At 39.2% G+C, this 22,337-nt stretch carries 21 protein-coding genes and 2 riboswitches; of the genes, 9 read left to right on the top strand and 12 right to left on the bottom strand.

Going from position 1 to position 22,337, the window contains the following annotated elements; all coding sequences use genetic code 11:
- Positions 1-47 precede the first annotated feature (47 nt).
- Entirely contained in the window at positions 48-842 is a 795-nt protein-coding gene (locus tag CSV60_RS09490) for a histidinol-phosphatase HisJ family protein (RefSeq protein WP_099636820.1), read from the top strand.
- A gap of 57 nt (positions 843-899) precedes the next feature.
- On the opposite strand, the gene CSV60_RS09485 is transcribed toward CSV60_RS09490, so the two are convergent.
- The 3 genes from CSV60_RS09485 to gdhA form a co-directional block, all read right to left on the bottom strand.
- The gene (locus CSV60_RS09485; protein ID WP_099636819.1) at positions 900-1,475 is read right to left on the bottom strand and encodes a YdcF family protein; all 576 of its coding nucleotides are present in this window, start codon (positions 1,473-1,475) and stop codon (positions 900-902) included.
- A 99-nt stretch (positions 1,476-1,574) separates the two neighbouring features.
- Entirely contained in the window at positions 1,575-2,786 is a 1,212-nt protein-coding gene (locus tag CSV60_RS09480) for an argininosuccinate synthase (protein ID WP_099636818.1), read from the bottom strand.
- Between the two features lie 142 nt (positions 2,787-2,928).
- Entirely contained in the window at positions 2,929-4,311 is a 1,383-nt protein-coding gene (gene gdhA / locus CSV60_RS09475) for an NADP-specific glutamate dehydrogenase (RefSeq protein WP_099636817.1), read from the bottom strand.
- 381 nt (positions 4,312-4,692) lie between these two features.
- On the opposite strand from gdhA, the gene CSV60_RS15965 reads away from it, so the two are divergent.
- Positions 4,693-4,836, top strand: coding sequence for a hypothetical protein (locus CSV60_RS15965; protein ID WP_199171272.1), 144 nt, complete (start codon positions 4,693-4,695; stop codon positions 4,834-4,836).
- A 50-nt stretch (positions 4,837-4,886) separates the two neighbouring features.
- Here the strand turns inward: CSV60_RS15965 and CSV60_RS09470 are convergent, their stop codons facing one another.
- Positions 4,887-6,170: a LysM peptidoglycan-binding domain-containing protein gene (locus tag CSV60_RS09470; RefSeq protein WP_099636816.1), complete on the bottom strand. Its 1,284-nt coding sequence runs from the start codon at positions 6,168-6,170 to the stop codon at positions 4,887-4,889.
- Between the two features lie 183 nt (positions 6,171-6,353).
- Here CSV60_RS09470 and CSV60_RS09465 point away from each other — a divergent pair, with 183 nt between their 5' ends.
- Positions 6,354-6,953 (top strand): spore coat protein, encoded by a 600-nt coding sequence (locus CSV60_RS09465; RefSeq protein WP_099636882.1) that lies wholly within the window; start codon positions 6,354-6,356, stop codon positions 6,951-6,953.
- 100 nt (positions 6,954-7,053) lie between these two features.
- Positions 7,054-7,713: an HAD family hydrolase gene (locus CSV60_RS09460; RefSeq protein WP_099636815.1), complete on the top strand. Its 660-nt coding sequence runs from the start codon at positions 7,054-7,056 to the stop codon at positions 7,711-7,713.
- Between the two features lie 39 nt (positions 7,714-7,752).
- On the opposite strand, the gene CSV60_RS09455 is transcribed toward CSV60_RS09460, so the two are convergent.
- Both CSV60_RS09455 and metA read right to left on the bottom strand, forming a co-directional pair.
- Positions 7,753-8,457, bottom strand: coding sequence for a YetF domain-containing protein (locus CSV60_RS09455; RefSeq protein WP_369823621.1), 705 nt, complete (start codon positions 8,455-8,457; stop codon positions 7,753-7,755).
- Between the two features lie 66 nt (positions 8,458-8,523).
- Positions 8,524-9,432 (bottom strand): homoserine O-acetyltransferase MetA, encoded by a 909-nt coding sequence (gene metA, locus CSV60_RS09450; RefSeq protein ID WP_099636814.1) that lies wholly within the window; start codon positions 9,430-9,432, stop codon positions 8,524-8,526.
- 93 nt (positions 9,433-9,525) lie between these two features.
- Positions 9,526-9,632, bottom strand: a riboswitch (SAM riboswitch).
- A gap of 150 nt (positions 9,633-9,782) precedes the next feature.
- On the opposite strand from metA, the gene CSV60_RS09445 reads away from it, so the two are divergent.
- The gene (locus tag CSV60_RS09445) at positions 9,783-10,052 is read left to right on the top strand and encodes an AbrB/MazE/SpoVT family DNA-binding domain-containing protein (protein WP_099636813.1); all 270 of its coding nucleotides are present in this window, start codon (positions 9,783-9,785) and stop codon (positions 10,050-10,052) included.
- Between the two features lie 123 nt (positions 10,053-10,175).
- On the opposite strand, the gene CSV60_RS09440 is transcribed toward CSV60_RS09445, so the two are convergent.
- Positions 10,176-10,478, bottom strand: coding sequence for a thioredoxin family protein (locus CSV60_RS09440; RefSeq protein ID WP_099636812.1), 303 nt, complete (start codon positions 10,476-10,478; stop codon positions 10,176-10,178).
- Between the two features lie 618 nt (positions 10,479-11,096).
- On the opposite strand from CSV60_RS09440, the gene serA reads away from it, so the two are divergent.
- Positions 11,097-12,683: a phosphoglycerate dehydrogenase gene (gene serA / locus CSV60_RS09435; RefSeq protein ID WP_099636811.1), complete on the top strand. Its 1,587-nt coding sequence runs from the start codon at positions 11,097-11,099 to the stop codon at positions 12,681-12,683.
- Positions 12,684-12,727: 44 nt separating this feature from the next.
- Here the strand turns inward: serA and CSV60_RS09430 are convergent, their stop codons facing one another.
- On the bottom strand, positions 12,728-13,174 hold the full coding sequence (locus tag CSV60_RS09430; RefSeq protein WP_099636810.1) for a small multi-drug export protein: 447 nt from the start codon (positions 13,172-13,174) through the stop codon (positions 12,728-12,730).
- 67 nt (positions 13,175-13,241) lie between these two features.
- On the bottom strand, positions 13,242-14,036 hold the full coding sequence (locus tag CSV60_RS09425; protein ID WP_099636809.1) for an HAD family hydrolase: 795 nt from the start codon (positions 14,034-14,036) through the stop codon (positions 13,242-13,244).
- A gap of 176 nt (positions 14,037-14,212) precedes the next feature.
- Here CSV60_RS09425 and thpR point away from each other — a divergent pair, with 176 nt between their 5' ends.
- On the top strand, positions 14,213-14,761 hold the full coding sequence (thpR, locus tag CSV60_RS09420) for an RNA 2',3'-cyclic phosphodiesterase (protein WP_158231550.1): 549 nt from the start codon (positions 14,213-14,215) through the stop codon (positions 14,759-14,761).
- A 34-nt stretch (positions 14,762-14,795) separates the two neighbouring features.
- On the opposite strand, the gene CSV60_RS09415 is transcribed toward thpR, so the two are convergent.
- Positions 14,796-16,484, bottom strand: a complete 1,689-nt coding sequence (locus CSV60_RS09415) for a methyl-accepting chemotaxis protein (RefSeq protein WP_158233168.1) — start codon at positions 16,482-16,484, stop codon at positions 14,796-14,798.
- A gap of 557 nt (positions 16,485-17,041) precedes the next feature.
- On the opposite strand from CSV60_RS09415, the gene CSV60_RS09410 reads away from it, so the two are divergent.
- Entirely contained in the window at positions 17,042-18,199 is a 1,158-nt protein-coding gene (locus CSV60_RS09410) for an acyl-CoA dehydrogenase family protein (RefSeq protein WP_199175265.1), read from the top strand.
- On the top strand, positions 18,196-18,753 hold the full coding sequence (locus CSV60_RS09405; protein ID WP_099636805.1) for an SLOG family protein: 558 nt from the start codon (positions 18,196-18,198) through the stop codon (positions 18,751-18,753). Before CSV60_RS09410 ends, CSV60_RS09405 begins: the two co-directional genes overlap by 4 nt.
- 55 nt (positions 18,754-18,808) lie before the next feature.
- Here CSV60_RS09405 and CSV60_RS09400 read toward each other — a convergent pair whose 3' ends face one another.
- Together CSV60_RS09400 and CSV60_RS09395 are read right to left on the bottom strand one after the other, a co-directional pair.
- Positions 18,809-19,348: a hydrolase gene (locus CSV60_RS09400; RefSeq protein ID WP_099636804.1), complete on the bottom strand. Its 540-nt coding sequence runs from the start codon at positions 19,346-19,348 to the stop codon at positions 18,809-18,811.
- A gap of 138 nt (positions 19,349-19,486) precedes the next feature.
- Positions 19,487-21,676, bottom strand: coding sequence for a malate synthase G (locus CSV60_RS09395; protein ID WP_099636803.1), 2,190 nt, complete (start codon positions 21,674-21,676; stop codon positions 19,487-19,489).
- A gap of 401 nt (positions 21,677-22,077) precedes the next feature.
- A riboswitch (cobalamin riboswitch) is annotated at positions 22,078-22,210 on the top strand.
- The last annotated feature ends 127 nt before the right edge of the window (positions 22,211-22,337 follow it).

Genomic DNA, 22,337 nt, shown 5'->3' with positions numbered 1-22,337 from the left:
GCGTTCATCTGCTACAATATGTACTATAGAAAAGGAGACTGGAAACTATGTTTGATTACCATATGCACAGCGCATTTTCAGCGGATTGTGAAATCCCCATGGAAGAGATGGCCAAAGCTTCTATAGCTAAAGGCCTTACTGAAATCTGTTTCACCGATCACATTGATTATGAATATCCGGATGAAACCATTCATTTCGATTTTGACAAACTCGACTATGCACAAAAGATTCTTCAATTAAATGAACAATTCAATGGCCAACTGAAGATTAAAAAAGGTGTTGAAATCGGCTTGCAGCCTGATCTATTACATCTTTACGAAGAACTGATGGACGGGCATGAATTTGATTTCGTCATTTGTTCACTACACACAGTCGAAAATAAGTCCTTACACTATCGCGAGTTATTTGAAGATCGTTCGACAGAGGCAGCTTTTGAGACGTATTATAAAGAACTATTATATTGTGTTCAGCATTATAAGCGTTACAGCGTGCTTGGACACGCAGATTTAATTAAACGCTATACCGATCAGCCGCCAGCTCATTTATTTCATGACTATTTAGAAAAGATCTTCAATACTATTATACCAGAAGGTAAAGGGATCGAACTGAATACTTCGGGAACTCGCTACGGATTGCCGCATAATATGCCAAGTGAAGATATATTGCGTTTATATAAACAATGTGGAGGTGAAATCATTACACTTGGTTCCGATGCGCATAGAACAACAGAAATTGCACATGAGTTTAAGGAATCTTTAGAGTTATTTCAGTCCATTGGTTTTAACTATTTGGCTACATTTACAGAAGGCCAGCCAGAATTCCATAAAATTTCTTCCTTGTAAGAGGAAAAGTGACGAGAACTTCTTTGGAGTTTCGTCACTTTTTATTTTGGAATATCACTATTGTCTGAATAGCCATGTTTTTAACAAAGCCAAACGCTCTCGAATTAATACTTTTGCTTTTATGGATTCAGGCGTCTTTGCTGCAACAACATCAGACTCCCATCCTATCTGTCTTGCAAGAAACCTCGCTCTAGCCAAGTGATAGTCACTGCTGATGATAGTCACTCCCGCCACTTCAGGTATGACATTCTGACTGAATTGAAGATTCTCATTTGTGGAGGTAGATTGATCTTCCATAACTAAGCGTTCTTTCGCAATTCCATGTTGTTGTAAAAAGCGATACATTGCCTCAGCTTCGCTAATGTCTTCGTCTTTTCCTTGTCCGCCTGCAAGAACCAACTGTACATGCGGGAATTGCGTAGCATACTCCACAGCGCTCTCCAATCGGTAACGCAATGACAGCGAAGGAACTTCTCCGTTCACTTTGGCCCCTAGAATAATTGCATAGTCATATTTTCCATTCGCTTTCATCTGTTGTGCTTGTTTTATTCTTTCTCCTGGTAACATCCAAAACATCCCCAGTCCCGCAATGATTAAAACTGCCAGTACGATGATCCTCCATAATTTCTTCATTCGTTCACCCCCTGCTATATTCATAAGACGGAGATGAATATAAAGTAGTTCCAAAAAAGAGCAGCGAACCTTTTGGCCACGCTGCTCTCACTATCTATTTTAAAGCTTCTTCACGATTTGCTTTTTATTGACCATACTATGCACCTCAGTAGGTAATCCCCATAGCTTAATGAAACCGACCGCTGCGGCTTGATCAAATTCATCATCAGATGTATAAGTCGCTAATTTCTCATTATATAGGGAATTAGGAGATTTACGACCCTCTACTATTACATGACCTTTAAACAACTTCACACGAACTACACCGTTGACGTATTGCTGTGTCTCTTTAATGAACGCCTCTAGTGCATTACGTAAAGGAGAGAACCAAAGACCGTTGTAAATCAACTCACCAAGTTTTTGTGAAATGATGGGTTTGAAGTGTGCTAATTCTTTCACAAGCGTTAAATCTTCAAGTTCCTTATGTGCTTTCAACAACGTAATAGCTCCTGGAGCTTCATATACTTCACGGGATTTGATACCGACTAAACGATTTTCTACATGATCGATACGACCCACCCCATGTTTGCCAGCCACTTCATTCAACTTTGTAATCAATTCACTTAATATATACTTTTCCCCATCAATCGTAACCGGAACACCTTGTTCAAAGCCAATCTCGATAATATCAGCAGTATCGGGTGCATTTTCAATGGAAACCGTTAAACCAAATGCGTCCTCTGGAGGTGTTGCCCATGGGTCTTCTAAAATTCCACATTCATTTGCACGTCCCCATAAGTTTTGGTCCACTGAGTATGGATTATCCAGGTCAATCGGAATCGGAATATGATGTTCTTGCGCATAATGAATTTCTTCTTCACGTGACCAGCTCCATGAACGTACAGGCGCTACGACTTCAAGCGTTGGATCTAGCGACTTGATCGCTACTTCAAAACGTACTTGGTCATTTCCTTTTCCGGTGCATCCATGAGCTACTGCCGTCGCTTGTTCTTGATGTGCAATTTCCACTAACTTTTTGGAAATGAGCGGACGGGATAAGGCAGAGACAAGTGGATATTTATTCTCATAATATGTTTGAGCTTGTAATGAAAGAAGGACGAAATCCTGTGCAAATTCTTCACGTGCATCAATTATATAGCTACTAACCGCGCCAACTGTAAGAGCTTTTTCCTTAATGAAAGTTAGATCTTTCCCTTCACCAACGTCTAAGCAAACCGCTATTACGCTATATCCTTGATCCGTTAACCATTGAATTGCAACTGATGTGTCTAAACCGCCTGAGTAGGCTAAAATTACTTTCTTCTTTTCCATGGGTAAATCCCCTTTCATTCAAGCCGCTGTATGTTTATTCAACCTAATGTATTTTTATAATAACATATGTCATTTGAAACGCAATAGATAAGTATAAAAAAACAGACACATTATGTAAAAAAATGTGTCTGTTTTATATTACTTATCGAATTCCGTGCGCAACCATTGCATCGGCTACTCTTAGGAAGCCTGCTACGTTGGCGCCCATTACTAGATTGCCTGGTTTACCATAGTCCACTGCTGCAGTACTACAGTCTTTATAGATGTTCTGCATTACTTCTTTCAAGTGCATATCTACTTGTTCTTCTGACCATGATAGGCGTTGACTGTTCTGAGACATTTCCATAGCAGACACGGCTACACCGCCAGCATTGGCAGCTTTCGCTGGTGCGAATAATACATTATGCTCTTGAAAAATTTCAATCGCTTCAATTGTACAAGGCATATTTGCGCCTTCACCGACCGCTTTTACACCATTTGCGATCAGCATATGTGCTGCAATTTCATCGATTTCATTCTGTGTGGCACACGGTAATGCAATATCACATGGAATAGACCAAATTTCTGTGCAATCAGCATGATACTCGGCATCAATATGTTCTTTCGTATATTCCCAAATACGTTTATTGCCGTACTCTTTTAGCTCCTTCACCAAGTCAAGATCAATTCCGTTCTTGTCATAGATATAGCCATCAGAATCACTACATGCCACAACTTTCGCTCCGAGCTGCATTGCTTTTTCCATTGCATATGTCGAAACATTACCTGAACCTGAAACTACAACAGTCTGACCTTCCAATGAAAGATTATTTTCTTTTAGCATTTCATCTACAAAGTATACTGTACCATAACCAGTTGCTTCTTTCCGACCAAGACTTCCACCATGATCAGGATTTTTCCCAGTTAAAATACCTGCTTCATAGCCACCTTTAATCCGATTGTATTGACCAAACAGATAGCCGATTTCACGTTTACCTACACCAATATCGCCTGCTGGCACGTCAATGTCCGGTCCAATATGTCTGCTAAGTTCTGTCATGAAACTTTGTGTAAAGCGCATGACTTCACGATCAGATTTACCCTTCGGATCGAAATCAGAGCCACCTTTACCCGCTCCGATTGGTTGACCTGTCAAGGCATTTTTGAAAATCTGTTCGAAAGCGAGGAATTTCATAATACTATTATTAACAGATGGGTGGAAACGAAGTCCGCCCTTATAAGGTCCGAGGTCACTATTAAACTGAACGCGGAAACCTCTATTTACTTGCACCTTGCCCTTATCGTCTTCCCACGCTACACGGAAGGAAATGATTCTTTCCGGCTCTGTGATGCGTTCTAGTATTCCGTTTTCCATAAATTCGGGATGCTTAGCAAAGACAGGACGAAGAGAATCAAAAATCTCTCTTGTCGCTTGTAGAAATTCCTTTTCATCCGGATTCCTTTTCTTCACCAATTCATATACATTATGAACGTAATCATTTGCTCGTTTGCGATTATTATATTCTACCTCATCAATCTTTGTCATTTGCGATCATCCCTTTCCCTAGGTATTAATTAAAAAAACTGTCGACTGACCAGTCACTCATTTACTCAGTGGCTATAATTTAATATACTTATATGATTAAAGAGTAAATTCTATTAGATAAATTGAATTTTAATTGTTCTAAATATTTCTTTGTATTCCAATATTATCACTGAAAAGATAGTAAGTTACAAGATTTTTTTATAATATCTGTGTTTTGACTTAACTTTTGTGTCAATTTTATGTACTATCTTTAACTTTATCATTTACAATCGCGTGAGTTCGGAGTATTATTAAACTATTCAAACAAACTATGTGGGGTTATAAATGTAAGCGCATACACATACTAGTGAGAACAATACGAAAAGAAAGAGGCGAAGCGTTATGACAAAGAAAACAAGTACAATTCGATCAATCTTGGGAGCGAACCTACTCCTGATCATGACTTTTGCTTTCCTACCTGCTTTACTCGTAAATCCAGATATGGAGATGTTCCAAAGCGCAATGAAATTGTTAACTAACGAGTGAGAACTCATATGACAGAGCCTTTCCTTTTTCTTAAGGAAAGGCTCTTATATTTATCGCTTACGAATTGTAAATCGATCGTCTAATAATAGCCAGTTTTGTGGGAATGCTAAGCCAAGTTTCCAATACATGATTCCCCGCAACTTGAATCTCTTCAGCAAGTTAAACTTCTCGTTGATGCTTCGTGCATCTTCAAACCACACCTCATGTTCGGTTCCTTGTTCATCGTAATACGTATAATGCGGCGCTTGAGCTAGGGCGTCGTATTCAATTGCAACATTCTGCTCAATTGCCAGATTAGTAGCGGCACGCGGGCTTAATGCTCTGGCAGCTTTACTGTCCGATTGACCAAATGGGGCTGTCCAATCATAGCCGTATAAATTCTGACCTAAAAAAATTTTTTCATTCGGGATTTGACTAACTGCATATTCTACTACTCTTGTGACCGGACCAATTGGGCTAACAGCCTGTGGTGCACTATACGTATATCCCCATTCATAGGTCATCAATACAACGAAATCTACAATTTCTCCATGCACTTTATAATCATGAGCGCCATAAATACCTGTCGTGACTTCCCCGGCTTTTGGTGCAAGTGCTGTGGAAATCGTAAGGCCTGCTTTATGGATTTGATCGCGTGCATTGCGTAATAATTGATTATATAATTCCCGATCTTCCGGGAATAATAACTCAAAATCGAAGTGAATATCGCCATACCCGATCTCTTTTGCTATATCAATCGCACTTTGAATCATTCGGTTTTGCACTGCCTGATCTGTAAAAATAACATGCGCTAATTCCGCACTGAATGTAAAGTCTTCTAAATTCGTCAGAACTAGCAAATTTACAACATCTGCGTTTTTTGCGATAGTAGGAATATCTGCTAGAGCTGGTGCTTTGAGTGATCCGTCACGTTGTACTTCATAACTGAACATCGCGAGATACGTAAGACCATCCACACGTTCTCGAACTTCCGAGAGCATATCTTGACTGACTGGATTACGCGGTTCTACATATAATAATGAATCAATCATCGTTTTCACTTCTTGTGGTATATATAGACGCTGACCAATCATTAACGGTCTCGTCGGGTTGATTGCATTAATTTCTGCCAATCGCGCAACTGTTAGACCAGACCTTTGTGCAATTGTATAGAGACTATCACCGGGTCGCACCCAGTAATACGAACCTATTATCGGAATGACAAGCGCTTGTCCTACAGCCAATCGTATATCGCTTTCTAATTCATTAACTTCTGCTATTTGCTCGTATGGCACACCATATATTTTACCAATTTTATATAAACTCTCCCCTTGCGAAACTACATGAATCTGCATGTATCTCCACTACCCTTCCTGAGTTCTATCCTTATGATATGATGGCGCGTTGCGAACTATGCATGGGTCATCAATACAATTTCATGTGCATAAGATTTCGATCACTTCACATACTAATCTCGATGTACATGACTATTGAAGGAGGAAAAACATTTGACAAATCAATTCGAAACGTCTCAACACATGCAAGGCGGACAAGTTCCCCCATCGATGAATCACGGTGGACATGAGTTATTTGATGTTAAAGAGGTTTTAAGCGCGTCAGTCGGAGCATTGAACCAAGCGATGATTTTACGTCCACATGTCCAGGATCCGGAACTTTTGGATATTCTCGATCGACAATACCGATTCATGCTGGATGAGTATAATATCCTTGTCGAAAGTTTCAAGACAGGCAAAGATCCCTCACATCCTACACAACGCTATCAAATGAAGGCAGGCAGCGACTTCATTTATGGTATGAAAGAAAAGGCACCTACTAAGCCGATTCAATCTACAGGTGAAATCAATGATGAAATCATCTCCGGCTTTTTGTTGGGCGCTACAAAAGAAGGCGCTACAGGCAAAACGGCTGCTTCATTAGAAGTATGTAATCCAGTCGTTCGCCGTGTGCTTGCAGATTCCGTACCCAACTGTATAGAAATGGCATACGAGTTGTCCATTTACCAAAACAAACATCACTATTATCAAGTTCCACAATTAAATGATCAGGATATGAATATGTTGCTTAATTCTTTTGCGCCTTCACAAGGTCAACCGGGTACGCCCAACAACCTACAATAAGTAATAAATCAAGCAGATGGAGTTTTCTCCATCTGCTTTTTGCTTTTACACTCGTTATATTTGTATACTATGAAGAAGAACAGAATGGAGGAGTGTTAATATGAGGGTTGCGATCTTTGATTTTGATGGTACGTTGTACACTAAAGAAACCTTTAAATTACTGATGGAGCATTTAAAGAATCATCCTACGTACAAGCAGTATTATAAAAATTTTTACCGTTCGATATTACCACTATATATTCGCTATAAATTAAAATTACTACCCGAATCTATTATGAAAGAGCGCTCAATGCGCCTTTATCTACAAGCCCTGGATTCATTGACGATGACAGAACTACTTGAGTTTTTCAAAAGTATGCATAATAAAATGATGCCTGACTTCAATGAACTAGTCATTAATCGACTGACAGAACATCGAAAGGAAGGTTACCATGTCCTACTCGTTTCTGGTGCTTATACTCCTTTTTTAAAAGCAGTCACTAGTCACCTGACATTTGATCAAGTTATTGGTACAGACATCCCTTCTATTGGTGAAAAGATTGCAATGGATCGGCCATTCCTACATATTCAAGGTACGCGTAAAAATGAACAAATTTCTCAAGCGCTACAAGGAGTAACTGTTGACTGGGACAATAGCTTCGCATATGGAGACAGCATTTCCGACCTTCCAGTCTTAGAGAAGGTTGGGTGCCCAGTAGCAGTTCGTCCAGATGAAAAACTTACCGTTGTAGCAAAAAAAAGAAATTGGGAAATCTTATAAAAAACGTGAAAAGTCCTGATTAAATCAGGGCTCTTCACGTCAAGTCGATTTTAATGTATTAATATATAAACTACCATCTGTCTGAATTTCTGCATAGAGAACATGCTCTGGCTTGGAAATCCCTTGTTTTTTTAGCTGTTCAGTTAGCCACGTGTCGGTTAATTGAAGTTCTCTCATATTTTTCTCTTCTACTATCCCGTTAGTAATAATTTCAGTCGGAATATATTTTGGCGGTGGTGCTGGTGCTTTGACATCTTTCTTTGTAGCATATTTCTCGCTTGCATTCAGCATGACACTTAAATTACCATTCGTTTCGAATATCGCGTAATTGACATCTTTCATCGAAAATACCGACTGCTCCCGTAGCATCATATTTATATCATTGAAACTCAACCGTAATTTACGCATGGAACCTTCCAAAATCTTTCCATTTTGAATGACAATCATCGGTTTATCATCGAGTAATACGCGGAGTTTAATGGATTTGAATGATAAAAAATTAGCAACAATTGTCAACGTTGCCCACAAAACCATTCCATATAAGCCGTTCAAGAATGGCGTTTCAGACTCTCCCGCCAAATTTGCCGCAATTGAACCGATTGTTATACCTGTCACATAATGAAAGAAAGTCAATTGGGACACTTGTTTTTTCCCCATAAAACGCGCCAAAATCAACAGCACAACAAATGAGATCACCGTTCGCATAGTCATTTCCCAAAAGGATAATTGCCAAAATTCATCTATGTTCACTGCATACACCTCCAGTAGTCGGAGTATGTGCAAACTATAGAAGTTTATACACTAATTACTTTAATTCCAGTTATAAGGAGTTTTCTGGTAGACATAGTAATTGAGCCAATTGGAGAATAATAAATGCGTGTGGGAACGCCAAGTATTTATAGGTTCTTTGGATGGATCATCGTTCGGATAATAATTTACAGGCATATCAATGTCCGCACCTTTTTCTAAATCGCGGGCATATTCATCTCCTAATGTGTGTGCATCATACTCTAAATGTCCAGTTACCATAATATGTTTTGCATCATTTGAGATCACAATGAATGCACCAGCCTCTTCAGAAGCAGAAAGTAGAGTCAAATCGGGATGATTCTTTATCTCTTCTAATGAAACTCCGGTATGGCGTGAGTGTGGCGCTACATATACATCATTGAATCCACGTGCCAAGTTTACTGTCGGATCGGTAATATCATGTGAGAATACTCCAAAACATTTCTTTGGCAACTCGAACTTTTCAATTCCGTAGTGATGATAAAGAGCCGCTTGAGCACCCCAGCAAATATGGAGGACAGATGTAACATTCGTTTTTGTCCATTCCATGATTTCTTCCAACTCCCTCCAATAGACTACATCTTCAAATTGTAGAAGTTCGATTGGAGCACCCGTGATAATCATGCCATCAAAACGGCGATTTTTCACATGTTCAAAAGTGGTATAGAACGTTTCTAAATGATTCTGACTGACGTTTTTCGAAACATAGCTAGCTGTATTAAGAAATGTGACATTCACTTGTAAAGGTGTATTACCAAGTAATCGGAGCAATTGTAACTCCGTCTTCTCTTTTTCAGGCATCAAGTTCAAAATTAAAATATTGATTGGGCGGATATCCTGTGTTGTCGCACGTTCTTCATCCATTATAAAGATTTTTTCTTCTTTCAATAATTCTACTGCAGGTAAATGTTTTGGTATATTAATCGGCATTCTATTTCCCCCTTGACTTTCATTTATTACAATTTCTATACAAAAAAACCCTCATTTCTCTTAGATAAGAAAAGGAGGGTTGACCGTTCACCGTTCTTATCTCTCAAGACAACAATCTTGTTGGAGGTAGCACCTTCCTGTATGTACAGAGGTTGCTGAAGCTTCATCAGGCCAAATCCCTCAGCTTCTCTTGATAAGAAATATTTAATTACTGACTATTATAGCATTAATAAATTAATTGTATAGCAGAATTATCAAATTGTTCTGCGCATTTAAGTTTTGTAAATTGTAGATGATATGTTTTGGTGTATAATAGAAATTACCCACTACTTTTCTTCGAGGAGGAGCTTATGAAGTCTTTAGGTATTGTTCGTAAAGTGGATCATCTCGGTAGAATTGTTATTCCAAAAGAACTTCGAAATTCTTTGTCGATCGATAAGGGCGACCCGATTGAAATTTTCGTAGAATACGATAGAATCATTTTGAGAAAATATCAGATCAACAGGGCATGTTTTATCACGGGTGATGTGATGGATGAAAACAAACTATTGTCAAACGGAATATATATCAGTCCACAAGGCGCTAAAATCCTTATGGAACAACTAAAAGATTTCACGTAATACACGACATAAAAGCTTCTTGTAGCTAATTTTCTTATATAAAAAGGACCGAAAACAACTTCTGCAGTTGTCTTCAGTCCTTTTGTTTAATTGCCACATATCTTCCCGCTGGCAACCATTTCATTACGTTAAGCTATTAATAAACTCTTCGATCTCTTCCTTAGTTTTACGATTCTTACTGACAAAACGACCTGTCTCCGTTCCTTTGCTGAATGCTACGAAGCTAGGAATACCGAATATATCCAACTGACTGCATAAATCTATAAATTCATCACGATCAATTGTAACAAATTCATACTCTGCAAATTCTGTTTCCAATGTCGGCAAGAATGGTTCAATTACTCTGCAATCTGCAGTGAATAAGAAAATCACCTTTTCCTCTTGTTTAAGTTGCTCAAATTGCTCAAGAGATTCTAACTTTTTCAATTTCCAACACTCCTCTAAATGAATAGTATACGCACACTATAACACTTATACCTGCATTTCTTCCTTTCAGACGACTTATGCTATTTCCTTTCACTTGGTTAAATTCAAGATGTTTTTTTATAATTAACTCCCAAAACACGAACGTTCACAAATAATTCAATAATACCGTTCGCGTTTAACAGTTTTTCGTTTTTTCTGGAAAAGCAATTGACAATAGTTTTTGACGTGTTATGATTAATTCTAAATTAATAGTTGCTAAACAATTTTGACGAAGACATACCTTCCTGAAAAGAATTTTCCAGAGAGCTGACACAGTGGTGAAAGTTAGCAAATTCCGAGGTTGGGGGCACTTCCGAATTGATTCGCTGAACATTTTAGTAGGCTGATCCGTCACATGCACGTTACGCATGCTGAATGAAGGCTGCAATTGCAGCAAAACAAGGGTGGTACCGCGTTAGTTTATTGAGCTTTTCGCCCCTTACTTATATGTAAGGGATGAAAGGCTTTTTTATTTTACCTATAAGGGGGGTAGCGCGCAACTTACATAGACGATCAATTATACTTAGCTTTTCCAACAAAAAAATCCACTACAAACAATTGAAGGAGAGAATGAATATCATGGCTTTTAAAATACTTATTAGTGATCCACTTAGCGAAGACGGAATTTTCCCATTACGACAGGCAGAAGGTTTTGAAATAGTAATGGAGACGGACCTGACACCAGATCAGCTGAAAGAACGTATTAAAGATTTCGATGCATTACTAGTACGCAGTCAGACAACAGTTACAAAAGAATTGTTGGAAGCAGCTGATCAATTAAAGATCATTGGTCGTGCAGGTGTAGGAGTCGATAATATCGATTTGGACGCAGCTACCGAAAAAGGAATTATCGTTGTGAATGCGCCGGATGGCAATACAAACTCTGCAGCCGAGCACACAGTTGCAATGATGATGTCCATGGCACGCAAAATCCCTCAAGCTTTCAACTCGTTGAAAAACAATAAATGGGATAGAAAATCATTCCTTGGCGTGGAATTGAAAGACAAAACTTTGGGAATTATTGGACTCGGCCGCATCGGGGCTGAAGTTGCAAGACGTGCAAGAGGACAACGTATGAATGTAGTGGCGTATGACCCCTACTTAACGGAAGACATCGCGAAAAAATTGGGCATAGAAATTGGAACTGTAGATGAAGTGCTTGAAGTAGCTGATTTCATTACAGTTCATACGCCTTTACTTAAAGAAACACGTAGAATGATCAACAAAGAAGCATTCGAGAAAATGAAAGACGGCGTACAAATTATCAACTGTGCACGCGGTGGAATTATTGATGAAGATGCTTTATACGATGCAATTGTTGCTGGTAAAGTGGCGGGCGCGGCACTGGATGTGTTCGAAGAAGAACCATTCCTTGACCACAAATTATTGACATTACCTGAAGTAATAGCAACTCCACACTTGGGTGCAAGTACATTCGAAGCACAAGAATCGGTTGCAGTTGACGTAAGCCGTGACGTAGTAAACTTCTTGACAATTGGTTCGGTTCGTAACCCAGTAAACTTGCCATCTGTTTCCCGTGATGTATTGGCAAAAATCGAACCATTCTTCGATCTTACAGAGAAGTTGGGTATGTTCTTATCCCAAATTCAGAACTCGGTTATCCATGAAATCAATATTCAATATGCTGGTGAATTGGCAAACTACGATGTGCGCGCATTAACACGTAACACAGTCAAAGGTATTTTGAAGCGTAATCTCGGAGAAACAGTTAATGATGTAAACGCGAAGTTATTGGCTGATCGTTATGGCATCAAAGTGAATGAGCAAAAAACAACTACTGGTAAAGGCTTCTTGAACTTAATCTCAGTAGAAATCGTTACTGAAAAAGGTATTCGCAAAGTTGCAGGTACACTTCTAAACGGCCTTGGAGCACGCATTGTAAAAGTGGACGATTATGTAGTAGATGTGATTCCAAGCGGTCACTTACTATTTATCCGACACATGGACCAGCCTGGTGCAATCGGTCGCGTAGGTACACTTCTAGCAGAAGAGAATATCAATATTGCAGCGATGCAAGTAGGACGTTCCACTGAAGGCGGATATGCTATTATGATGTTAGCTGTTGACAACCACGTCGAGTCAGCTTCTATCAAACGTATCAAAGAAGTTCAAAATATAAACGATGCAAAAGCAATCGATTTATAAAAATATGAAAATCCAGCTGAGAAGTAAATTCCAGCTGGATTTTTTTATGTACGATCGACAAAAAAATCAAATCCCATAACCGTTAGCATTCCGAACACTACACACCATAGCGCAATACTGACCGCCGACCAAATTGCCGTATTCACTTTCTTGGCGCCTAATACGAGGCCGATAAAGGCCGCGATATGGGTTCCAATCAATATTGGACCAGCAAGTGCTAAAACCGGCAATCCGTATGTATTCATAATTTTTTCTGCACGTCGTTGGCGTTTCGACCCGCTATTCCCCTTCTTTCGCTTTCTACGTGCTATCCATTCTTTAATATTTTGGAAACCAACAATCAATAGAAGAACTGTTGCCATATTGCCAGCAAATGAAAGAACTATCACCCATATAGGCGATAGACCCCGAATAATACCTAACGGAACGACAATCATAATTTCGATCCATGGAATGGCCGCTCCCAAAAACACCATGATATATTCCAGCATGATATACCTCCTTGCTGTACAAACAGTGAAACATGAGTGGACAAGGATCAAAACCGATGAGATCAACTCATCGGTTTTCTAATGTGGCCAGTATAGGAAAAAGACCATGTAAATTATCAATTTCATACGTTGGTTTCACTTCTTCATTCGGTAACTTATTTTCACGATTAATCCATACATTACGCATACCGACACGACTTGAACCCAAAATGTCCGTCATCAAGTTATCACCAATCATCAACGCTTCATCTGCTTGAACCCCACTTAACTCAAGAACATGCTTGAATATAGAAGCATCAGGCTTTCCTTTACCAAATGCACCAGAAACGATAATATGATCAAAGTAATCAGGTATCTCGGGTGAGATCGTCAGTTTAATCTGTTGTAAACTTGGTGAACCGTTTGTCAAAAGGATTAACTGATAGTTGTCCTTCAATTTATCTAACACTTCAAACGTCTCTTCATATATATACGGATGATTCTTACGCTCTCTTGGAAATACATCAGCTAATTCCCTACCAAATGCTTCATCATCAATCCCTAGTTTCTTCAACCCTTTAACCCACGCTTCCTTTTGGTAACCTGGAATAACCTCTTTCATTTTCTGAAACTCTTCCCCTTCGTCGTCAAAGACACCCCATAATCCTTCAAAAGGATTAATTCCGATATTTTGAGTATGTGGAAATGTTTCATATGTAGCATACAAATCTCTTGCTTCCTGGCGCACTGCATGCTCAAGTTCTACTGGATTGACCCCTGTTTTCTTTGTTGCATACTCACAAGTTTTTTGAAAAGCCCTGGAAATACTCTTGGCATCCCATATCAATGTATCATCCAGATCAAAAATCAACGTTTTAATCATCGTGACATCCCCTTTGCAATTGTATTAATTCAGTTATATCTCCCTCTTATTATACACATTACTTATGTGTTTTGTTAGTGGGTTCCCTAAACTACAAGCCATACGCAGATTTTTTATGCTAGTATGCATATATTTCAGGGAGTGAGGGAACCTATTGAATAGGAGGTGAGCTGGAATTGGTACAACATTATTTTATCGGCATCTCTATTGCTCATCCTGTCGATGATATAGCACAACAATTTCGCACAGAATATCAATTGAACGAGAAGTACAAAGTAATTCCACATGATAAGGATTTGCATTTGACCCTTCGCTATATTGGAGAGCTTGATGACACCAAACTCCCCTGGCTGAAATCCTGTCTACAAAAAATCGCCAAATCGCATACTGAATTCACGGTGTACGTAAAAGGTCTATCATTTTTCGGATCTGCAAGTGGACCACGTGTAGTTTTTCTAGCAGTTCAGGATTCCGAGTCTTTACGCGAACTACAAAAGCAAATCACTAGACGTACAGAGGATATACTTGACTTGGAAAGAGATACTCGCTTCGTTCCACACATCACGATAGCTAAAAAACGCAAGACTACAGATAAAATGCAATTAGAAAAAAAGTCTATTGAACCCGTTCCCATCATAATAGAGGGTTTTACCCTATTTAAGATTCACCCTAAAGCAACTCCCTCCTATGAGGCCATCGCGCATTTTCCATTAAAAAAGAGTTGATTGCCAACTGCGCAATCAACTCTTTTTGGATTTTCTACACTTTAAATCGTGACATATCATTTTGAAGTTGTTCTGCAAGTTCGGCCAATGTTTGTGAACTAGATGTGATTTCCTGATTGGCTGCTAACTGTTCTTCTGTTGCAGCACTAGTGGATTCCGCTTCTGCCGCTGCTTGAACCGCCAATTCTTCTACTCGTTTAGCTCCTTCTGTTACTTCATCTGTCATCGCACGAATTTCTTCGATTGCTGATGATACTGTAGAAACTTTTTCACTAACGTCTGATGTTGCATGCTCGATGTCCAAGAAGACGGCATTTGTTTTCTCTGTTGACAATAATCCTTCAGCCACACGTTTTCTACCTTCATTCGTGCTCGTCACCACTGTTTCTACATCATGAATGATCGTATCTATCATTCGACCAATTTCTTGCGTAGATTGCTTGGATTGTTCCGCCAAATTTCGCACTTCTTCCGCTACGACAGCAAAGCCTTTACCGTGTTCTCCTGCACGCGCCGCTTCAATAGCCGCATTAAGTGCAAGTAAATTAGTTTGTTCGGCAATTGCCGCTATCATCGATGTGACGCCACGAATGCTTTCAGTGTGTTCGGACATTTTATTAATCGTTTCCATGGAATCGCCAATGGTCTTACTAATGTTCGTCATCTGATCGGTCGTTTCTCCCATTAAAGCAGAGCCTTGCTTTACCAATTGCGCTACATCATCTGATGAATTCAACATGTCCTCATTATCTTGTGTAATGACATCAATGGCGGTTAACATTTCCTCCATTGAGATAGTAGATTGATTGACAATAGTCGTTTGCATCTCACTCGTCTGTAAGTTCTTTTCCGAAATTTCTGCTACCATTTCAGAAGCGGCCAAACTCTCTTCTGCACTTGCAGACAATTCTTCTGATTGTGCTGCTAAATGCAAAGCGGAATTTTTCGCTCGATCAATAATACCACGTAAATCAGCAACCATTTCATTTAGCGTAATAGCCATATCGCCAATTTCGTCATTATTTTTTATCTTCACTTCTTCTATGGCAAAGTTCCCTGCCGATACTTCAGCTAGTGCAGTTGTCATTGTGCCAACCGGGCGGCTTATCAAACGAGTGATAATCATCGTGACCACTACACTGCCTATGATCCCTAGTGCAATTAAGATTGTCATCAATGAAATAGCGCTATTTGTAAAACTCGCCACTTCCTTTTCCAACTGTTCTTGTTGTTGTCTTTGGTAATCAATCATTTGATTGATAGTATCGGAAATCGTTATTTGAAAACCTACTCCATTCGTTCCAATAACAAGCGCTTGTTCATCATTTCCTGCACGTTTCTCTTCTATAATGGATAGTAGTACCTTATCGTATTCTTTGCTAGCTTCCCGAATGGATACCAATGCATTCCGCATAGTGTTATTCTTCAGAATTTTCTCCAATTCAGTTAAGTTATTTTCAATACGAGATTGGGTTTCTTCTAATTCTTTTATGTAAGTTTCCGAGCCATATAACATATATCCCCTAATATTTTTAGTTAAGTTATTTTGATCGTTTTGCTGTCGCTCTAACAAAATGACCTTATGCATCCGATCGTTAATTAAAAATGAATACTTTTCGTTAATATTCTTCAGTGCTAAGAACCCTATTAATCCAATAATAATGATAATGATGACTAGACTCATAAATCCAATCCATAACTTTTTTCCAACTGTGAATTTCATCTTCAACATTCTCCCCTATTCAATTTTCAACCTTCGTATACATTTGGTATGCAATGCCAATTATACCCTACAATATTCATATTCGCATAGAGTAATTTAAAGTTTCTGCCAAATTTAAAAATATAGCATGTAGTATCGTTTGTTTTCATCTATTTTATATTTTCTAGTTATTTATATACATTTCACTACTATAAAAACAATTATCAATGTGTCTTTATACTTTTACAATCGGACAACAATTGATTCCAAGGTCCTTAATTTATAAAATGGAGTTTTTTTACGAAAAAATCACACATAGGAGTTTCGACTAAACTTGAAATTCCTATTGTGACTGCGAATAGTTATACTATTCTCTTAGTTATATTGTGAAATCTTACAGAGTTTGACATGTATTTTTTTCTTTCGTCAGAATGGTATTTATTTCGTTTTTCTAGTATACTAGAATTTCATGACCCTTGAGAGAAGTACTCAAGGCAATTTTGCGTTTGTATATAAATTTGACATTAAGCCAGCAGTGAATAGCAGTACAAGAATGAAGTGGTTAGGATGTGTTACTCGTGTCAACAGAACTTTTTATCACAACGGACTTTCAACGCCGATGGGTCAATCAATTGACTGAGGCAGGTCCGTTTTTCAGCAGCTTTTCAGAACAATCTGATGAGCTCTCAAAGTTTCCAAAAGAGAATATAGAAAAACTCGTGAAAATGGGCTATACGACGCTAACCTTACCTAAAGAATTAGGAGGTGCGGGTATCACAGTGACTGACATGGTGCTCTTTCAGGAGACCATCGCTCGTTTTGATAGTGCTACCGCTCTAGCTATTGGCTGGCATCAAGGAGTCGTTGGTGAACTGTATGAGAGCCGGAAATGGACGGAAGAACAGTTAGCCCAGTTTAGTGAAGCGATCCAACAAGGTGCCCTTGTGAATCGTTCCGTTACCGAAGCACAGACCGGTAGCCCTACACGTGGCGGCCGACCACAAACAACTGCTGTCCGCACAGAGAATGGTTGGGTGATTTCAGGTGAAAAGACATTTACGACTATGGCGCCTGCCCTTACCCATATTCTCGTATCTGTTTGGATTGAAGAAAAACAAAAAACAGGTTTTTTCTTGTTGCCAAGTGACACGGCCGGTCTTTCCATCAGAGATACTTGGCATATGATTTCCATGCGCGGTACGGAAAGCCAGACACTTGTGCTAAATCAAGTGGAAGCAACGGATGATCAGTTGGTAGAAGTGAATGAGGCACCACGTGGTAACAACCAAAACGGCTGGCTTCTTCATATTCCCGCATGTTACATGGGAATTGCCCAAGCGGCACGTGATTACGCGGTGCACTTTGCAGCCACCTATCAGCCAAATAGCCTTAATGAACCCATTGCTTCCCTTTTCAGTATCCAAACACAAATCGGGAAGATGGATTTAGAGTTGATTAAAGCACGCCACTTACTTTATGATATCGCGAGAATTTACGATGACCGTGCACGTCGAGTTCATTTACAAAATGAACTCGGGGTAGCGAAATCGATTGTAACGAATAGTGCGATAGAAATTGTTAACTTAGCCATGCGCATTGTAGGCGCTAAAAGTTTGGAATTGTCGAATCCCCTCCAGCGATATTATCGCGATGTGCGGGCCGGACTTCACAATCCACCGATGGATGACATGACAATTACAAAGCTTGCACAAGCCGCAATTAGTGGACAACAATGATTAAACGTTTACTCGTGAGCGGGTATAAAGCCCATGAATTAGGAATCTTTAATGAAGACCATAAAGGCATACCTATCATCAAGAAGGCATTGACAGATCAATTGCTAGTTCTCCTAGATCAAGGACTCGAATGGGTTATAGTCAGTGGACAGCTTGGAGTTGAAACGTGGGTTATTGAATGCGTGTGGGATTTGCAAGAAGATTATCCAAATTTACAATACGCGGTCATTACACCATTTCTCGATCAACAATCGAACTGGAATGAAATAAAACAAGAGACATATGAACAAATCATATCACTTGCGGATTACACAGTGAGTTTGACAAACAAACCTTATGAAGCACCTTGGCAATTTGTAGAGAAGAATAAGTTTCTACTTCGAAATTCGGATGCTTTGTTACTTCTATATGATGAAGAAAATGAAGGGTCACCGAAGTTTCTTAAAAAAATGGCAGTGCAACTAGCTGAAAATACCGGCTATGAATTATTATCGATTACCGCGGATGATCTACAACTCATTGCGGAAGATTTACAGCGAGAACAATGGGAGTAAGAAAAAGCGAAATGCCAAATCTCAGGCATTTCGCTTTTTCTATTTGATGAATGTTCTACTTAATTACTTTTAAAACCTGCTTAAATTCATCAGTCCCTGCCTCACCTAACAACTCATATAACGCTGTTTCTACACAAGTGCCTGAGACTCCAAGATGTTTCATCTTTTGTAAGCCGATCATTTTATTAGCTTCTGTTCTGGAAGTAACTGCATCCACTACCACTTCTACTTCGTAACCTTGCTTCACAAGATCAGCCGCTGTCATATAGACGCAAATATGCGTTTCAATTCCTGCAATCAACACTTGCTTCCTACCCAACTCATTGAGTTGTTTAACAAATTCTTCGTTGCCCATTGCACTGAATGTCATTTTTGAAATGGGATGTTGTCCTTCAAGCAAGTTCGATAACGATTCAGAAGTCGGCCCTAGACCATCTGGGTATTGTTCGAGCCATAGAATAGGAATATCCAATACTTGTAATCCTTTAATCAACTTCTCCAAGTTATCATGTAGTTCCTGGCTTTCATTGACGATTTGTGCGAGTTTTCCTTGTACATCTACTAAAACAAAAACTGTTTGATCGGTTTGCAACATAATATAGTCATCCCCTTTTCCAACATTCCTGTAAGCATAGCATATTAACCGATTTATTAGAAAAATATCTATTTCTGATTATTAAGTAAAAAACCGTCTCCCTTTCATCAATGAAAGAGAGACGGTTTGGAATGGTTATTAGTTTTGAACTGCTGCTTTTTGTTTTGCTTTCGCTTTTGCTTCAATACGACGAGCATGCAAAATTGGCTCTGTATATCCGCTTGGCTGTTCCGCCCCTTTAAAGATAAGGTCAGAAGCTGCTTGGAATGCGATGGAATCATCATAGTTCGGTGCCATCGGCTGATATAACTCGTCATCAGCGTTCTGCTGATCCACTACTATTGCCATACGCTCCAAAGTTTCTTGTACTTGCTCTTTCGTACAAACACCATGACGTAACCAGTTGGCAATGTGCTGGCTGGAAATACGCAATGTTGCACGATCTTCCATTAATCCGACATCATTAATATCGGGAACCGTTGAACATCCTACACCTTGGTCAATCCAGCGAACAACATAGCCCAGGATCCCTTGTGCATTGTTATCCAGCTCCGATTGTACTTCTTCAGCAGACCAATCCGTATTAGGTGCCAATGGAACAGTAAGGATACCATCACGATAATCGATCGAACTGTCAATTCCAGCCTGTACTTCTTTAACATTTACTTCATGGTAGTGCAATGCATGTAAAATTGCAGCTGTTGGAGATGGAACCCACGCAGTGCTCGCTCCTGCTTTTGGATGTGCAATTTTCTGTTCAAGCATTGCAGCCATTAAGTCAGGCATAGCCCACATTCCTTTACCAATTTGCGCATGTCCAGGTAGACCCGCCCGGATTCCCACTGCAACGTTTGCAGCTTCATAAGAAGATAGCCATTCGGACGCCTTCATATCAGCTTTTCTAATGACCGGACCAGCTTCCATAGACGTATGGATTTCGTCACCTGTACGGTCAAGGAATCCTGTATTGATGAATGCAATACGTTCTTTCACTTCATTGATTGCGGATTTCAGATTCAGTGACATTCTACGCTCTTCGTCCATTACACCGATTTTAATTGTATGGCGCTCAACACCTAGCAGATCTTCAATACGATTAAATAATTTGTTCGCAAATGCCGCCTCTTCTGGACTATGCATTTTCGGCTTTACGATATAAATAGAATTATGAAGCGAGTTTTTAAACGCTACATTTTCTTTAAAGTTATGCGTAGCAATTAAAGATGTAAGAACACCGTCCAAGATTCCTTCAGGTACTTCATTGCCATTTTCATCGAGAATTGCATTATTCGTCATTAAATGACCTACGTTACGTACGAACATTAATGAACGACCACGCAGTGTCAACTCTTTGCCGTCTACACCTATATACGTACGGTCAGCATTCAATTTTCTAGTAACTGTTTTACTACCTCGTTTGAATGTAGATTCCAAGTCACCCTTCATTAAACCAAGCCAGTTACGGTATACGCCCACTTTATCTTCAGCATCAACTGCGGCAATAGAGTCTTCACAGTCCATTAACGTAGAGAGTGCTGCTTCAATTACAAGATCTTTCACACCCGCCTTATCGCTTTTACCAATTGGGTTGTTCTTGTCAATAGCGATTTCGATATGCAATCCATTATTCACCAACAATACTGCAGTCGGTGCATCTTTGGAACCATTATATCCAACGAACTTGGACTCATCTTGCAATTGAGTCGTGTTACCGCTCTCAAGCGTTACTTCAAGTTTGCCTTCTACAATTTTATAAGCAGTTACATCTGCATGTGAACCTTCAGCTAAAGGCGCCGCTTGATCTAGCAAGTTTTTCGCGAAATCAATTACTTTCTGTCCACGAATCGGATTGTATTCAACACCAGCTTCAGCACCCGCTTCATTACTGATAACATCAGATCCGTATAGGGCATCGTATAAACTTCCCCATCGTGCATTCGCTGCATTTAATGCATAACGAGCATTATCGATTGGCACTACCAATTGTGAACCGGCTTGGTTTGCGATTTCATGATCAACATTAGCTGTTGTCACTTTGAAATCTTCGGGAACTGGCTCTAAGTAGCCAATTTCTTGTAAAAACTCTTTATATTTAACGAAATCAATTTCGCCTTTATTATTTTGATGCCATTCGCTAATGGTCTTTTGTAATTCATCACGTTTTTCTAATAGTGCTTTGTTTTCGGGAGCAAGTTCATGAATGAGCGAATCGAAGTTTGTCCAAAATTGATCATTTTGAATTTCTAAGCCCGGAAGAACTTCTTCTTTTACGAAGTTATATAGTTCTGTTGCGACTTGCAATTTACCTACTTGTTCATAGTTTGTCATGGATAAAAGCCACCCCTTAAAATTTTTCCGCTACACTGTTGTATAACATATAGCGATGAACACCCATCATTATCCATTATCCGGCAATACCCCATAGCCCGTCGATCAAAAACCGACACAATAAAGACAAATGATCTCTTCACATGAAGACGTGTTAGTACATATCATACCTAAAGTCTAGTTTACTTTCAACTGAATTGTGAAAATTTTCACATCATAGTTATACGCCTTCGAGACAACCTATTCGTAACAGTTATATAACAGTCGGCGTAATATGTTGTTTTATCATTTCGTATTATACTTCCATATCGTTAGTTGTTTTTTAGCATTTATCATTAAATTCTAACAGCGAGTTGACACACTATTTTGCATGTGATAGCTTTAGAGACAATCATCTGAATTGAATAGTTTGAAAAGTAGGTGGAATGAAAATACTTTCATTTCTTAAAAGGGAATCCTTTTCTTGGAGCGGTCCCGCCACTGTGAAGACGTTAATGCGTCCAGCCAGACACCTGCCTATTTTTCATGACGCTAATCCTACGGTGAATAGGGAAGTGTTAGACAGACGCAGTGTATAATCGCATGCTTACAAATAGCATGTTATTTTATACGTACTCGCATTTCTAACATTTCCCCTAGAGATGTTTTTTTTATTGAAAAA

It is taken from the genome of Sporosarcina sp. P7 (genome assembly GCF_002743425.1).
GTDB lineage: Bacteria > Bacillota > Bacilli > Bacillales_A > Planococcaceae > Sporosarcina.
This window is presented reverse-complemented; position numbering and strand designations above follow the sequence as displayed.